The 15,833-nt window shown below is 46.4% G+C and carries 11 protein-coding genes; 4 read left to right on the top strand and 7 right to left on the bottom strand.

All coding sequences use genetic code 11. From position 1 onward, the window contains the following. The first annotated feature begins 39 nt into the window (after positions 1-39). A complete protein-coding gene (locus tag VM802_RS08565) occupies positions 40-804 on the top strand; it encodes a succinate dehydrogenase/fumarate reductase iron-sulfur subunit (RefSeq protein ID WP_325529416.1) in 765 nt (254 codons plus the stop codon). Positions 805-1,078: 274 nt separating this feature from the next. Here the strand turns inward: VM802_RS08565 and VM802_RS08560 are convergent, their stop codons facing one another. The 3 genes from VM802_RS08560 to VM802_RS08550 are packed head-to-tail and all read right to left on the bottom strand — an operon-like array spanning position 1,079 to position 6,322. Continuing rightward, positions 1,079-2,110, bottom strand: coding sequence for a phytase (locus VM802_RS08560; RefSeq protein ID WP_325529415.1), 1,032 nt, complete (start codon positions 2,108-2,110; stop codon positions 1,079-1,081). A 54-nt stretch (positions 2,111-2,164) separates the two neighbouring features. After that, positions 2,165-3,532, bottom strand: a complete 1,368-nt coding sequence (locus VM802_RS08555; protein WP_325529414.1) for a hypothetical protein — start codon at positions 3,530-3,532, stop codon at positions 2,165-2,167. A gap of 12 nt (positions 3,533-3,544) precedes the next feature. After that, complete coding sequence (locus tag VM802_RS08550; protein WP_325529413.1) at positions 3,545-6,322, bottom strand: TonB-dependent receptor; 2,778 nt, start codon at positions 6,320-6,322, stop codon at positions 3,545-3,547. A 222-nt stretch (positions 6,323-6,544) separates the two neighbouring features. Between VM802_RS08550 and VM802_RS08545 the strand changes: the two genes are divergently transcribed. Together VM802_RS08545 and VM802_RS08540 are read left to right on the top strand one after the other, a co-directional pair. Next, positions 6,545-7,930: a Gfo/Idh/MocA family protein gene (locus VM802_RS08545; RefSeq protein ID WP_325529412.1), complete on the top strand. Its 1,386-nt coding sequence runs from the start codon at positions 6,545-6,547 to the stop codon at positions 7,928-7,930. Positions 7,931-8,161: 231 nt separating this feature from the next. After that, a complete protein-coding gene (locus VM802_RS08540) occupies positions 8,162-10,210 on the top strand; it encodes a S9 family peptidase (protein WP_325529411.1) in 2,049 nt (682 codons plus the stop codon). Between the two features lie 72 nt (positions 10,211-10,282). On the opposite strand, the gene murI is transcribed toward VM802_RS08540, so the two are convergent. Both murI and VM802_RS08530 read right to left on the bottom strand, forming a co-directional pair. After that, complete coding sequence (gene murI, locus VM802_RS08535) at positions 10,283-11,101, bottom strand: glutamate racemase (protein WP_325529410.1); 819 nt, start codon at positions 11,099-11,101, stop codon at positions 10,283-10,285. A gap of 14 nt (positions 11,102-11,115) precedes the next feature. Continuing rightward, on the bottom strand, positions 11,116-11,784 hold the full coding sequence (locus VM802_RS08530) for a carbonic anhydrase (protein WP_325529409.1): 669 nt from the start codon (positions 11,782-11,784) through the stop codon (positions 11,116-11,118). 247 nt (positions 11,785-12,031) lie between these two features. Between VM802_RS08530 and VM802_RS08525 the strand changes: the two genes are divergently transcribed. Then, positions 12,032-13,675, top strand: a complete 1,644-nt coding sequence (locus tag VM802_RS08525; RefSeq protein ID WP_325529408.1) for an ABC-F family ATP-binding cassette domain-containing protein — start codon at positions 12,032-12,034, stop codon at positions 13,673-13,675. Between the two features lie 80 nt (positions 13,676-13,755). Here VM802_RS08525 and VM802_RS08520 read toward each other — a convergent pair whose 3' ends face one another. Together VM802_RS08520 and VM802_RS08515 are read right to left on the bottom strand one after the other, a co-directional pair. After that, complete coding sequence (locus VM802_RS08520; protein ID WP_325529407.1) at positions 13,756-14,151, bottom strand: response regulator; 396 nt, start codon at positions 14,149-14,151, stop codon at positions 13,756-13,758. Between the two features lie 703 nt (positions 14,152-14,854). Then, on the bottom strand, positions 14,855-15,817 hold the full coding sequence (locus VM802_RS08515; RefSeq protein ID WP_325529406.1) for a DUF8428 domain-containing protein: 963 nt from the start codon (positions 15,815-15,817) through the stop codon (positions 14,855-14,857). Positions 15,818-15,833: the final 16 nt, after the last annotated feature.

Below are 15,833 nucleotides of genomic sequence, written 5' to 3'. Positions count from 1 at the left end.
TCGGCCAGGAATTATAAATCAAGTAATTATCCAGGAATTATGGAACATTATAACATGAACCTCACATTGAAAGTGTGGAGGCAGAAAAACAAAAATGACCAGGGTGGTTTTGAATCTTTCCAGGTGAAAGATATTTCTTCTGAAATGTCGTTTCTGGAAATGTTTGACGTGCTGAATGAACAACTGATCAACGAAGGAAAAGAACCAATTGCATTTGACCACGATTGCCGCGAAGGTATCTGTGGTATGTGCTCTATGCATATCAACGGCCGTGCTCACGGTCCCTGGGATGGTACTACTACCTGCCAGCTGCACATGCGCGCATTCAAAGACGGTGATACGATCACGGTAGAACCCTGGAGAGCAGGCGCTTTCCCGGTATTAAAGGACCTCACTGTAGATAGAAGCGCATTTGACCGCATTATCGAAGCCGGTGGTTACATCTCCGTAAACACGGGTAATGCACAGGATGCCAACTGCCTGCCTGTGGATAAAGTGAAAGCAGATCTGGCTTTCGCAGCAGCAGCCTGTATCGGTTGCGGGGCCTGCGTAGCTGCCTGCAAAAACTCTTCCGCTATGCTCTTCGTGTCTGCGAAAGTTTCACAGCTCTCATTGCTGCCGCAAGGTCATCCTGAAAGAAAATCACGCGCCCTCAATATGGTTGCTCAGATGGACAAAGAAGGTTTTGGAAGCTGCACAAACACCGGCGCCTGCGAAGCTGAATGCCCTAAGGAAATCTCACTGACAAACATCGCACGCCTCAACAGAGAATTCATCGGCGCCGGCCTCACCGTAGAAAAATAACTGTAATTCTGGTGATTGATTTGATTTTTCTGATGAGCGGATCATTGTCTGAACTGTGATTTTTTTGATTAGTGTGATTGTTCTGATGAGCGAAGATTAAGAAGAAGAATACCGCGAAGATTAAGAAGAAAATCGAGTATAAAAAGAGAAGACCTATTCGGCATAGTGCTAAATAGGTCTTCTCTTTTATGTTCTTTTATAATCTTCGCTCATCAGAACAATCACACTAATCAAAAAAATCACAGTTCAGACAATGATCCGCTCATCGGGAAAATCAATCAAAAATATCACGCACATCATAATAATGAAACGTTTTGTCTGTGCTCATTACTACAAACAAACCCTTAGGGTATTTAGGCCCCAGGTTTACATTTACTACGTCTGAGCCATCACTGTTTACCGCGGTTACCGGAATTCTCTTCAGTAATACAGGTTTGGCATCTTCCCGTTTGTACACATTGAAACTATTGGCATCCTGATCGGAGACGAGAATGTAGCCGGCACTGTCACTGGTTTTATAGATGCTGATGCCTTCATTATCAGCTTTGAAATCGCCCTGACCGAAGAGAGCCAGTTCTGCATTGCCTTTTAGCGGGTCTGCATAATACTTGCGAACGCCGGTTTGTTCATCAGAGTAGTATACATATCCTAATTCATTGTCAACGGCAACACTCTCAATTTCTTTTTTACCACTGTAAGCACCAAACTTTCGTACTACCGTTCCCGTTACTATTCCCTGCTCATTGCCTGTGAGGAGATATTGCCAGAGGTAACCGTTTGCCGGACCAGATTTGCGGCTTACAATGGCAAAAATGGCGTTATCGGAAGGGCGGGTGTACAGGCTGATACCCATAGGTCCGCGTTCTTCTTCTCCCGAAAAAACATCTATACCACCATTGTCAATAGATGTCATATCAGGCAGCCGGTAAATACGGAGCTTGTTGGTTTCTCTTTCGGTGACTACTGCAATGTCAACGGGAGCGCCATTCAACATCAAACCATAAGCGATATCCACATTGTTGGGTCTTTTCAGGCCGCCGATCTTCTTCACAATCTTTCCATCAAGATCATACACGTACAAAGCACCGTCTGTGTTCTTGTCTGTGCCTACTATCAGGCTTTTGGAACTGTCTGTTTTATTAATCCAGATGGCAGGATCGTCGCTGTCGTATTGTGTCTGGGCTGTTACCACAACCGGCTTTACCGCATTGGCAGCAACTGCGGCAGGCGCCTTTTTATGTTTGGGCTGACAGGCGCTGAAACCAGCTGCCAGTAAGCATATTGTCAGGGCTTGTTTATTTTTCATGTCGATGTTTAACAATCGGTCTGCTTTTAAGTTACGTTTTTTCTGACAGGTCTGTTAATGCTGGTTACCACTTCCATCCAGCTGATAGGCGCCTATATCTTTACCGGGAGCTTTCACATCAGCAGCAGCTTCATTTCTCACCGTGGTCGGATTCATGGGAGCGAAACTGGTACCTCCTTTTCCGGCGCCGGGAGAATTGGTTTTAATACGGAAGTTGGAAGTGCCTTGCTGCAGTAACGCGAGCGGCTGCTGCTTCCATGTTATAGCGGGCGCTTTTATAGTGCCACCCAGTGTTGTGTAGTCGAACTGGTCAATATCGTAACTATAGAACAGCGGATTGTTTTCCTTGATGTTCCCGTGGATATCACCGGGCTGGAATGTTGACACACCGTCAGTTGCATTGAACTGACTGAACAGCGTTGATGCGTTGCCGTAGTATAGGTTATTACCATAACTGAGGTTTTCGAGGTCGGCGCCGGTACCTGCTCCACCAACAACGCGCATGCTTACGCGACAATTGATGAAGAGATTATTGAAGGCTTTGCCTTTCGCCAGCGCCTCAAAGTTGATACCACCGCCGCGGCCTTCCTTGGTCTGGCGGAAACCGCAGTTCACCATCGTGTTGTTATAAACATACACATTTGCCTGTACGGTTTTATCGCCGGAGTTAGACACCTTGAATGCATTGGTAGCGGCGCCAATAGCTACGTTATAAGCTACGTCTCCTATAGAGCCTGATTTTATGTTCAGTGCTTCACCACCTTTTTCTCCACACATTTCGAAGGTGTTGCGCATTACGCTGATTCTGCCGCCATCCACACGAATGGCATCATCTTTACTACCTGTGATCCAACTGTCTTCCAGGATAAAGTTTTTATCCACGTTGGCGAAATAGATCATATAGCGTGGATCCCCTGCTTTATAAATGTCGTTACCTACGGCTACCGGTCCGCCTGCAAATTCTACATGCGTCCATTTCAGTATGAGGTTTCCGCCGGCTTTGCCTTTTGCAGGTGTGCACTGTATACCGCCCCAGATGCCTTTGAAGGCGTTGTCTGGCTTCCGCAGTTCCGGTGAAACGGTGATGTAGTTAGGCGCTTCTTTGGTGCCAAGACTAACCAGGCTGCCATTCACTGTGATTTGTGGGCTTTTCAGCTGACTGCTGCCATCGCCCAGTGCAATCAGTTTCACCCCGCTTTGGAGTGTAAGCGTATCGCCATCATTGATGGTGATGTCTGTTGCAAAATAATATGTCTTGCCTGCCAGCAAGGTACCTTGTATGCTGCCTGACAGGGTATCGGAGGTGATAGGCTTACTCGGCGTTATCACTGGTTTTGAAATGAGTGTTTCTGCTTCTTTATGACAGGAAGAAAATATAATACCTGTACTGAGTGCAGCGAGTATATGAAGATTGAATTTCATGATGCGGATGTTTTAGAGTTTGAAACGAAGACCGAGAAGATATGTCTGACCATAGGTGTTTTTGCGTATAGCAGCATTCTTGCCTGCTTCCTGGTTGGGCACACCGGTCGCATTGTCTTTAGTGTTGGGGCGTTTGATGAACAGTTCATATGGTGTGTTCAGCAGGTTACCCACTTTGGCGTATGCGAAGAGATTTCTCCAGATTCTTTTTTCTGTAGAGAAATCCAGCTGAACAAATCCCTTCTGCCAGATATCATTATCCACGAATGGAGAAATGATCTCAATGCGCTCGCCGGTGTAAACCAGCGCCAGTTGCGCATCGAAAGCGCTCCTGGTGTCTTTGTATAACAGGGAGAAATTGCCGATGTGCTGTGACTGACCCTGCAGCGGACGTTTCTGACTCACAGTCTGCGGAACTACATCACCGTTATCACTGCGCTGCCACAGTACTTTATTGCTGGTAATAGAGGAATTGGTGAAGGTGTAATTAATGCGTACACCAAATTTGCGGATATACTTCGCAGCTTCTACTTCCAGTCCGTAGTTGGTGGCGGTACCAAAGTTGCCGCTCATGAGGAAGATGTTTCTGCCTGTCTGTACCAGTGCCGATTCAATAGGATCTTTGATACGTTTGTAGAAAACGCCTACCAGCAGCTCGTTCAGTGCTTTGGGGAAGTATTCATAACGCAGGTCGAAGTTATCAGAAGTGGCTCTTTTCAGATATGGATTGCCTACTTCCCGGTAGTCCTGTTCCGGGTCTCCGCCGAAGTGTGGTACCATCTCATAGAAGCCTGGTCTGCTGATTGCGGAGTAGTAAGACAAGCGTATATTCCTTTTGCTATCGGGCATGTATTTGAAATGAACACCCGGCAGTACGTCTGTATATTTCACGCTGCCGGATTTTCCTTCTACGCTCTGATCCACGTCAGACAGCCATTCAGACCTGGTATGCTCTACGCGTACACCAGCGAGGGTTTGGAGCCTGCCTACCTGGAATTTCACCTGCGCATAGTAAGCGCCTGTTTTTTCCGTGAAGTTATAGTTGAGTGCATCGTCTTTGGTACCCAGTCTGTTGAAAGGAGTGAGGCCATGTTGATCAATATCATTGAAGAAAACCTGTGTAGAAGAATCCGGGCGGAGGTTGTACTGGTCATAATCGCTTCTGCGCTGTTTATGACGATACATACCACCAGCGGATATTTCCGTTTTTATGCCGAATAACTTTGGCGTATATACGAAATTAAGATAACCACTTTTGTCTTCATCTGTATTACGTGCCCACTCATGGGTAACGCCGTTAAGCGCATCCAGGAGAGAAGGTTCCTGTTTCAGTGAGTTGTCTTTCTGCGGTGTAACGCCTGTAGTCAGGTTCAGTTCTGTACGGTCCGGCACATTGGCTACGGCTTTGGAGTATACGGCAGACCAGTTCATATGCAGGTGTGAAGCCAGTTTGTGTTCACCCTGTAAGGTGAAGTTGGAGATCTGTTGCACGGACCTTTCACTTCGGTAGTTGTTGCTGATCCTTCCTGATCCGGGTACGGTACGGCCTAATTCCAGGCTGGTGTCGCTACTGAAACGGAAGAGGTTCTGACCGAGGTTCATGTATGCAGCATACAGGGAGATGTGTTGATCATCATTGAACTGATAATCCAGTTTTCCGTGTAACCCGGTACGTTGCTGCTGAATAGCGTATTCCCTGTTTTTGGCGCCAGTAAAGGCGGTTTGGTTGTTACGCCTGTCTACTTCTGTTTGGAGGAAGAGGCTGGTGTTGTAGCGGTAAGTATTCTGGTAGCTGATACCTGCGATGGCACCTAGTTTTTTATCTTTGCTGCGGCCACCGATGCTGATGCCGAAGATGCTGGACAACGGTGCTTTTTTGGTAGTATAGTGCAGCGGGTTTTTGGTAAAGTCGTTCGCAGTGGCTTCATAGTTGTTGCCGTTGCGTATACGGGGCGATGTTTTCGCGGAGCCGCTGCGGCTGAAGCTGGTGAAGTCGTTGTTGAAAAGTGTTTGCGCGTATCCGATAGCCGCGTTGGCATTTAGTACAAAGCGCTCCGGTGCATCCTTCATCACCATGTTGGTGGCGCCTCCAATGGCATCGCCTTCCATGTTGGGGGTAAGTGCTTTATATACTTCCAGTCTGTCTACGAGATCCGCAGGAAAAATATCCAGCGGTACATACCTGTTCTTGTTGTCCGGGCTTGGTATCTTGATACCATTAATCAGTGTGTACTGGTATCTTTTATCCATACCGCGGATGATAGCATACTGTCCGTCCCCGTTGTTGCTGCGTTCCAGCGAAACGCCAGACACGCGCTGCATTACATTGGCGATGGTAATATCAGGAGAGACCTGTATAGCGTGTGCAGAAACGGCATTCATCACCATATCAGCCTGCTGTACGGTTTTCAGCGCGTTCTTTTCACTGCTCTTGTCACCTTTACCTTTTACGGTATGTGTTTTCAGCGATACGTCCTTTGATTCGAGTGTGATGGTCAACGTTTGTGGTTGTCCGTCCTGGAGATGCAGATGCTGTTCTGTTTCATGATGGCCGAGATCTTTTACTTTGATTTCATAATCGCCTGCAGGAATATGGCGGAAAAGGAAGCTGCCATCAAGGCCGGTGGTACCTGTTAATGTGCGGTCTGCTCCTTTGAGCTTTACGGCGGCGCCTACCAGTGGCTGGCCGCTTTGTTTGTCAGTAATAACTCCACGGATGCTGTTACCGGTTTGCGCATATACGCCGGTTGCCAGCATGACCAGGAGGAACATAGGTAAAAGTAGTTTCATAAAGCAGTGCATTTGCACGCGAAATAACCGCTCTTCAGCCACTATAGTACTATTGAGGCCGTTAAGGTTTTATGAAGTAATCATGAAGTTTCTATTAACTTTTTATTAAAAAAGGAGTATATTTTTCGAATATGTCAGGAAGATGTGATTTACCGCTTATAAATTCCTGCTATCTCCTTCCTGTTTTTTTTATTATCATGTCTGAATTTTAAAATTTCAGTTATGTCAGATCAATCTCGTAGAAAGTTTATCAGGCATCTCGGCGGCACCGCTGCGCTGCTGGGAATGGGACGCCTGGCAGCAATGGGTGGCGACAGGGAGGAGGTGCATATCCTGCAGCCGGAAAAGAAATATTCCCCCAATGATAAAATTCGTATAGCCGGCATCGGTATGGGTATTATGGGTTTTGGCGATGTGGATACGGCGTTGAAGGTGCCTGGTGTGGAACTGGTGGCAGCAGCCGATCTGTATGATGGGCACCTGGGCCGCGTAAAAGATGTATACGGCCGCAATGTTTTCACTACACGTGATTACCGCGAGCTGCTTAACCGCAAAGATATCGACGCCGTCATCGTGGCTACTCCTGATCACTGGCATGATACCATCTCTATTGCAGCCATGGAAAGCGGCAAGGCGGTATATTGTGAGAAGCCAATGGTACAGCAGATTGAGGAAGGTCATAAGGTGATAGCTGCACAACAACGTACCAAAGCAGTATTCCAGGTAGGCAGCCAGCGTGTGAGCAGTGTGGCACTGGCCGAGGCGCGCAGGCGTTACCAGGCAGGGGAGATAGGCCGTCTCAATGTGGTGGAGGCACGTATGGACCGTCATAGTGCGCTCGGCGCATGGCAGTATTCCATTCCTGCTGACGCTTCTCCTAAAACCATCGACTTCGACGCATTCCTGAAAGACACCGCCAAAGTACCTTTTGATCCCGTGCGTTTCTTTCGCTGGCGTAACTATCGTGCATATGGTACCGGTATTCCCGGAGATCTCTTCGTGCACCTTATCTCCGGCCTTCACTTTATCACCGGCTCCCTGGGTCCTGAACGCATCTACGCCAGCGGTAACCTGGTGCAATGGAAGGATGGCCGCGATGTTCCGGATGTAGTAGTGGCGATCTTTGATTACCCTGAAACAAAGGAACATCCCGCATTCCAGATGACCCTGCGCGTTAATTTTGCAGACGGTAGCGGTGGTGGTGAATACACACGACTCATAGGAACAGAAGGAGTACTGGAACTGGGTTGGAACGATTTCCGCATCAAAAAGCACAAACTACCTGAAGCACCCGGTTATGGAGGTTGGGATACCTATAACACTTTTACAAAAGCTGAACAGGAAAAGTTTGTGCAGCAATACAACAGTAAATACGGTAGCAATAACGGCAATGCAGTCGAAACCTCTTCTGCATTTGCTGCCCCACATGGCTATGACGACAGACTGGATCACTTCCGGAATTTCTTTGAGTCGATGCGTACAGGCAAGCCCGTAGTAGAAGATGCTACATTTGGCCTACGTGCTGCCGGTCCAGCCCTGGCTACCAATGAAAGCTATTTCACAAAGAAACTGATTAACTGGGATCCGGTTAAAATGCGGATACTGTGAGTTGTTTGATGATGTGGTAAGTGAAGATAAAGCGAATGACCTGGCTTGTTAAGTCAGGTCATTCGCTTTTATTCTTCTTCATCAGAATAATCAAACAAATCGTAGTCCTTTGCGCGAAATCCTTTAAATTTAATAAATCATAAAACACTTACACCTATGTTAAAAGGCTTTCCGGGTAAATACTTATTGCTGGGAATAGTGTTGGTAGCATGTCAAGAAAAAAAAGGAACTATGAAGGAACAGGAAAATGTAAAACCGCCTGTCGCGGAGAAGATACCAAAAGAACTCACTATCCACGGGGACACCCGCATCGACAACTATTACTGGATGAATGAAAGGGAGAACCCTAAAGTACTGTCGTGGCTTCGTGCTGAAAACGCTTACCTGGACACAACGATGGCGCCTGAAAGTAAACTGAGAGAGAAGTTATTCGAGGAAATGAAGGGCCGCATCAAGGAAACTGATATGAGCGTACCTTATCTGAAAAACGGGTATTACTATTATACACGTTACGAGAAAGGCAAGGAATACCCGGTGCATTGCAGGAAGAAAGGTAGCCTGGAAGCGGATGAACAGATAATACTCAATGTGAATGAGCTGGCAGCAGGTCACGCCTATTGTCAGGTTGGAGCAATGAGCGTAAGCCCGGATACCAGGCTGCTGGCTTATGGTATTGATACCGTAAGCCGCCGCCGTTACACTATACATATCAAAAACCTGGAAACAGGTCAGCTGCTGCCGGATGTGATACACGAAACAACAGCTGCTTCTACCTGGGGCAATGATAACAAAACGTTGTTCTATAGCCGGAAGGATACTGTTACGCTGCGCGCGGACAGGATTATGCGCCATACCCTCGGTACTGCGGAGGATAAAGAGGTATTCCACGAAAAAGATGATACCTACAATGTGAGCGTATACAAAACCAAGTCAAACAAGTATATCGTTATCAACAGCAGCAGTACATTGTCTTCCGAATGCCGCATCATCGATGCTTCCAAGCCGGATGGCGCCTTCCAGGTTTTCCACCCGCGCGAAAAGGAAATGCTGTATGATGTAGACCATCGTGATGATAAGTTCTATATCGTTACCAACTGGAAAGCTCTCAATTTCAGGCTGATGGAAACTGCTGTTGGCAAAACAGGCAGAGAGAACTGGAAAGAGCTGATCCCTAACCGCAGTGACGTATTACTGGAAGGGCTTGAAATGTTCAAAGACTTCATGGTGCTGTCTGAAAGAAAGAGCGGACTGACACAGCTTCGGATCATCAATAACAAAACGAATACAGATAAATATCTGCCTTTCGCGGAGCCGGCTTATGCAGCCTATGTTGGTGTGAATCCGGAAATGGACAGCAAAGAACTGCGTTACCATTATACTTCGCTGATCACGCCTAATTCTGTATATGATTATAATATGGAAACGGGCAAGCAGGAGCTGAAACGGCAGCAGGAAGTGCTGGGAGGTTACGAACCAAAGGATTATGTTTCAGAACGTGTGTACGTTACCGTTAGTGACGGAACGAAAGTACCGGTGTCTATCGTATATAAAAAGACATTCAGTAAGAATGGGAAAAGTCCGCTGTTGTTGTATGGATACGGTTCTTATGGTCATTCTATTGAAGCTGATTTCAGCTCAAACAGGTTAAGCCTGCTGGATCGTGGTTTTGCATTTGCAATTGCGCATATACGTGGAGGGCAGGAGATGGGTCGCCAGTGGTATGAAGACGGGAAGATGTTTAAGAAGAAGAATACCTTTACGGATTTCGTCGATTGCGCAGACTATCTTGTAAAGAACAATTATACCAGCAGGGAGCATCTCTATGCACAGGGCGGCAGCGCCGGCGGGCTGCTGATGGGCGCCATTATCAATATGCGTCCTGAACTGTTTCATGGTGTAATTGCACAGGTGCCTTTCGTGGATGTAGTGACGACTATGCTGGATGAAAGTATTCCGCTAACAACCGGTGAATTTGATGAATGGGGAAATCCCAAGAACAAGGATTCTTATGATTACATGAAATCCTATTCACCTTACGATAATGTTACTGCAAAAGCTTATCCCAATCTGCTTGTTACCACTGGTCTTCACGACTCACAGGTGCAATACTGGGAGCCAGCGAAGTGGGTGGCAAAACTCCGCGAACTGAAAACGGATCATAACCTGCTGTTGCTACATACCGATATGGAAACCGGCCACGGCGGTGCATCTGGCCGTTTTGCAGCATTGAAAGATATAGCACTCAACTATGCATTCCTCCTGAAGCTGGAAGGGAAATAATACTTCAGCTATTACCATAAAAAGCATCGGCCCGGAAGATCTCCGGGCCGATGCTTTTTATGCTTGTTAGAATCAATCCAGTTTCAACTTTTCAGATGTTACTGCTTTTCCGAAAAAGATTTCGGCCATCCGGTCGAATATAGCCGGGTCATCAGTGGTATAAAAGCGTTGTGTCCCGTCTTTACCAAGCCTGGTTTCCATTTCAGGATGACGTCTGAGATAATCTTTCAGGCTGTGAGCTACGATCTTGCCTTGCGCCAATACAGTGATGCCACCGGGCAGGTATTGCCTGATTTTTTTCATCAGCAGCGGATAATGGGTGCAGCCCAGTACCAGTGTGTCAATACTGTCCGACTGAGAGAGGATCTTGCCGAGGTATTCCTGCACAAAGTAATCAGCGCCGGCTCCTTCGTGTTCGTCGTTTTCAACCAGTGGTACCCACATGGGGCAGGCCAGCTGATAGGTCTGTACGTGTGGGAAGAACTTCTTTATCTCCACCGGGTACGACTCAGATGCCACTGTGCCGCTGGTGGCCAGGATGCCTACTTCGCCGGTCTGGGTGATAGTGCCGACCATTTCGGTGGTGGGGCGTATCACACCCAATACGCGTCTGTCGGGAGCTATCCGTGGCAGATCTTTCTGCTGGATGGTGCGCAGCGCTTTCGATGAAGCTGTATTGCAGGCAAGCACTACTAAAGGGCAGCCCATGTCGAACAGCTTCTGTACACATTCCAGCGTGTAGGCGTGTATGGTATCGAAGCTGCGGTTGCCATAGGGTGCACGTGCATTATCTCCAAGGTAGACGTAGTCGTATTGCGGAAGCTCGGCAATGATTTCTTTCAGCACGGTCAGCCCGCCGTAGCCGGAATCAAAAACACCTATTGGTCCCATTGTATCTGAATTTTTTATTGTTCGATATCTTTTTTCATCAGGGCGCCGGAACCGGTAAGGTCGTAGATTTTCTGTATTTCATGCAGGATGCCTTCAAAGTCGATCTTCAGATCTTTCAGCATACCGTTATTCAGGTCATACACCCAACCGTGAACTGTAGGATAGCCTCTTTGCAGGTATGCTTTCTGTACGGCGGCCGTTTTAATAACATTGATGCATTGCTCCTGTGTATTCAGCTCTACCAGCCTGTTGTAGCGCTCATGTTCATCCTGGATGGCATTGAGCTCGTCCATATGCAGGCGGTACACATCGCGGATATTCCGCAGCCATGGATTGAGCAGGCCCAGGTCTTTGGGCTGCATAGCAGCCTTTACGCCACCGCAGTTGTAGTGGCCGCAGACGATGATATGCTTTACTTCCAGATGCACAACGGCATAGTTGATCACAGCCATTACATTGAGATCTGTATTGGGCACCAGATTGGCAATATTGCGGTGCACAAATACTTCACCGGCATCCAGTCCCATAATGTCGTTGGTAGGCACGCGACTGTCGCTGCAGCCGATGTACAGGTAGTCGGGGTGCTGCGTGTCGGCCATTTTTTCGAAAAAGGTCGTGTCAGTAGCCGTTTTGGCGGCCACCCATTTCCTGTTGTTTTCAAACACCTGGTTGTAATCTGTCATGAGCTGATATTTTTTGTGCGTTAAAGATACGTACAGAACCAATTACAGTGTTCAGGCAGAAACCGGTTTAATTGGCTGATAACCTTTTTGTTGCCACGTTAAATAAAGAAATAGTAAGATATTTAAATGTTTCATCGGGAGATGATTGAGACAAGTGTTAAAACCCCTTTAAGGATTCTGCTTTAACTTGGAAAGCCAACATAGTATTTGTACCTTTGCACCTTCAAAATTTACAAAACAGGCCAGCATGATCAGTGTTAAAAACGTAACGCTCTCTTTCGGTAAGAGAGTATTGTTTGACGAAGTAAACCTCAATTTCACAAAAGGGAACTGTTATGGTGTGATTGGGGCTAATGGAGCGGGTAAATCTACCTTCCTGAAAATTTTGTCCGGCGAGATTGAGCCGAACAAAGGCACCGTGGAAATCACTCCCGGCGAGCGTATGAGCGTACTGAAACAGAACCACTTTGAATTTGATGAAGTTACGGTACTGAATGCAGTATTGATGGGCAACAAGAAGCTGTGGGAAATAGCTCATGAAAGAGATACCATCTATGCCAAAGAGGATTTCACAGAAGAAGACGGTATCCGTGCAGGAGAACTGGAAGCTGAGTACGGCGAGATGGGTGGCTACACTGCAGAAAGTGATGCAGGCGTGCTCCTGGGTGACCTCGGTGTGAAAGAAGATATGCACAGCGTGTTGATGAAGGATATGCCAGGTAATATGAAAGTGCGCGTGCTGCTGGCACAGGCACTGTTCGGTAATCCTGATATTCTGCTACTGGATGAGCCTACGAACGACCTTGACGTGGAAACTATCGGCTGGCTGGAAAACTTCCTGGCCGATTACGAAAATATTGTGATCGTTGTATCGCATGACCGTCACTTCCTCGATGCGGTATGTACCCACGTAGCAGACGTTGATCGTGCCAAGATCCAGATCTTCAGTGGTAACTACTCCTTCTGGTATGAGTCTTCACAGTTGATGGCCCGTCAGATCGCTGATAAGAACAAGAAAATGGAAGAGAAGCGTAAAGACCTCATGGACTTTATTGCGCGATTCAGCGCCAACGCTTCTAAAAGTAAGCAGGCGACTTCCCGTAAGAAAGCCCTCGAGAAACTGGTTATCGAAGATATTCAGCCATCTAACCGTAAGTATCCTGGTATTATCTTCAAGCAGCAGCGTGAAGTAGGTAACCAGATTCTGAACGTTGAGAAACTGGAAAAAATAGTGGAAGGCCGTAAATTATTTACAGACGTTACTTTCTCAATAAATAAAGGCGATAAGGTTGCTTTCCTCTCCAAAGACCATCTCGCGCTCACCACTTTCTTCCAGGTGATCAATGATGAAGTAAAAGCTGATGGCGGTAAACTGGAATGGGGTACTACCGTTACCAACGCATACCTGCCCAACGATAACTCAGAATACTTCGCCAATAAAGATGTGAACCTCATGGACTGGCTGCGCCAGTATGTACCGGCTCACGTTACAGACGTAGACGAGCCGTTTCTCCGTGGCTTCCTGGGTAAAATGCTTTTCGCCGGTGATGAGATCATGAAGAAAACCACTGTACTGAGTGGAGGTGAGAAAGTGCGTTGCATGATCAGCCGTATGATGTTGCAAGACCCTAACGTCCTGATTCTCGATGAGCCTACCAACCACCTGGACCTCGAGTCAATCCAATCTTTCAACGAAAGCATGATCAACTATAAGGGCATCGTACTGTTCACGACACATGACCATACTTTCATGCAGTCTGTAGCTAACCGTATCATCGAGATTACGCCTAAAGGCATCATCGACAGACTGATGACCTTCGATGAATACCTGGCAGATGATCGCGTGAAAGCGCTTCGTGAAGAAATGTACGGCAATGCTGTTTTAGCCTAATAGAAATCAGTTTTAAGATAAAAAGAAAATGGTTCGTATATGTTATACGAACCATTTTCTTTTTATCTTAAAACTGATTTCTATAAATATTCTTCTATCACCTTCATTTTATTTTTATCCAATGGTTTGGTGATATACGCCATCAGTTCGGGGGTGTGCTGTACTTTTTGCATGTCGCGTAAATCAACGGAGGAAGAGCACATGATGATAGGAATCGTGTTCTTAAAGGAAGTTTTAAGCCCTCTGTAAGCCTCAATAAAATCCCATCCATTCATGCGCTGCATGTTCATGTCGAGGATAATCAGGGAAGGCAGTGTGGGTTGCGGTTTCATGGAAAGCTGCTCCAGCGCTTCTTCCGCACAAAGGAAGGAGTTAATCACCAGATTATTGCCCTGCGTTTCCAGCATTTTTCTGATAATGAAATGAAATATCTCATCATCATCTACAACGTACACTATTTTATTCATGTCTTCCATGCTTCATGTTTTTTTATCGGGCTGCTGAACTTATTCCGGATAGTTGAGACACGGCGGAGAGATCGTGAGGGCCTATTCATCAGATGTATCCGGAAATAAAATATTAACGCATCTTTCAGGGAATGATTAGATACCGGAACAGATTCCTTGATGATTGGGTTAATATCAGATACAAAAATAAATTGGTCACACTTTTTTTTGCAAGCATTGATGGCTGGTAATCCAGCTAATGTTCACCGGTCTACGTAACTACTTTGTTATTAACGGCACAAAGAACGTTAATTTAATTTTATTTTTATATATGACTTTTTATCAATAACTAATCGTTAACAAATCGAATCTGGAGAAAAAAATATCAGAAACAGGCCTTTAGGAGACTAAACAGGAGAAAATGGGAAAGCAAAAGCATACCTTCTTCCCTGGAAAGGGAATGAGAAGGATTAATATGCATCTGTCCCGTATGGGATATCTGTATGTCGTAGTGATATCGAATGTATAGTATAGTAATACCGAAGGAAATGCGGATATGAGGTGGACTTGATGCGGGGATGTCCTGAGGGTGTGCTATGGTTGCATGATATGCCTGGGTTCATCTTTCAGGTTAATTCAGCCAAAACGGCAAATTTTGACGTTTTGGGATGAAAAAAGCGGGATGGAACCTGGTTCCATCCCGCCGGATATCTTTAGTAAAACACTATTGGAATTAAAACAGTCCGCCTTTTCTCAGGGTTACTTTGCCCTGACCAATTTTGTAACCGTTGTGATAAATCTCAACTGCATAATCACCTGGTTTGAAATCGGAGTTTTGTTTCCAGTCCATGCTTATGCTTTGTTTCTGACCGGTAACATATGCCACTGTTTTCTTGGTGGTGTATAATTTTTCGGTACCATCTTCCAGGGTGAATCTGCCTGAACCGAGTGCTTCTACTGCGAGAGGAGAGCCGTCAGGAGCGGTAATGGCTACGTAGATCTCTTTGTCGCCGGTAGGAGCGATTCTGTTATCATCCAGGTCAAAGGATACGCGCATCATATCGGCACGTTTAGCTTTGCTGGTTTCAATTTCTTTGCCGTTGTGCTTAACTCTGATTGGCTGCAGTTTAATATTGGAAGCATGAAGTACGGAGCCAAGGTCTACTTTTTTGTTCAGGCTGTCTTTAACGGTGGATACAGAGTCCCTTTCTTTACGGGCTACATCTCTTTCACCGGCCAGTACAATTTTTTCACCTTCCAGGCGCTCAATAGTCTGCTGATAGCCATCAATGTTACCTTTCAGTTGTTCTATCAGGCGGCGTGCCTCAGCAAGCTGAGCCTGCGTAGCGTTTTTGTTGCTCAGGATGCTGGAGATCCTTGCCTTCATGTCCTGAATTTCTTTGTCCTTGGTTTTTACAAGGCTATCCATCCTGGTGTTTTGAGAGATCAGGTCGTCAAGACGGGCGTTGGCAGCGTTGTACTCCTGTTGTAGGGCGTCGCGGGAAGAAGAAATTGAGTCTATTTGCACATTTTTCTGGACGATCTGTTCGCTGGATTTGTTTTTATCATACAACATATAAATCCAGGTGCCTGCGAGCGCAGCAATTAAAATACCGTAAATTAGACCATTGCGGCTGCGTGGTTTTTCTGATCCGGGTGAGCCCGGTGCAGGCGTGTTAAAAGTGTTCTCCGTCATAGTTGTTTTGTTTTTA

Origin of the sequence: Chitinophaga sp., from assembly GCF_035538455.1 — a bacterium.
In the GTDB taxonomy this organism is placed as follows: Bacteria; Bacteroidota; Bacteroidia; order Chitinophagales; family Chitinophagaceae; genus Chitinophaga.
This window is presented reverse-complemented; position numbering and strand designations above follow the sequence as displayed.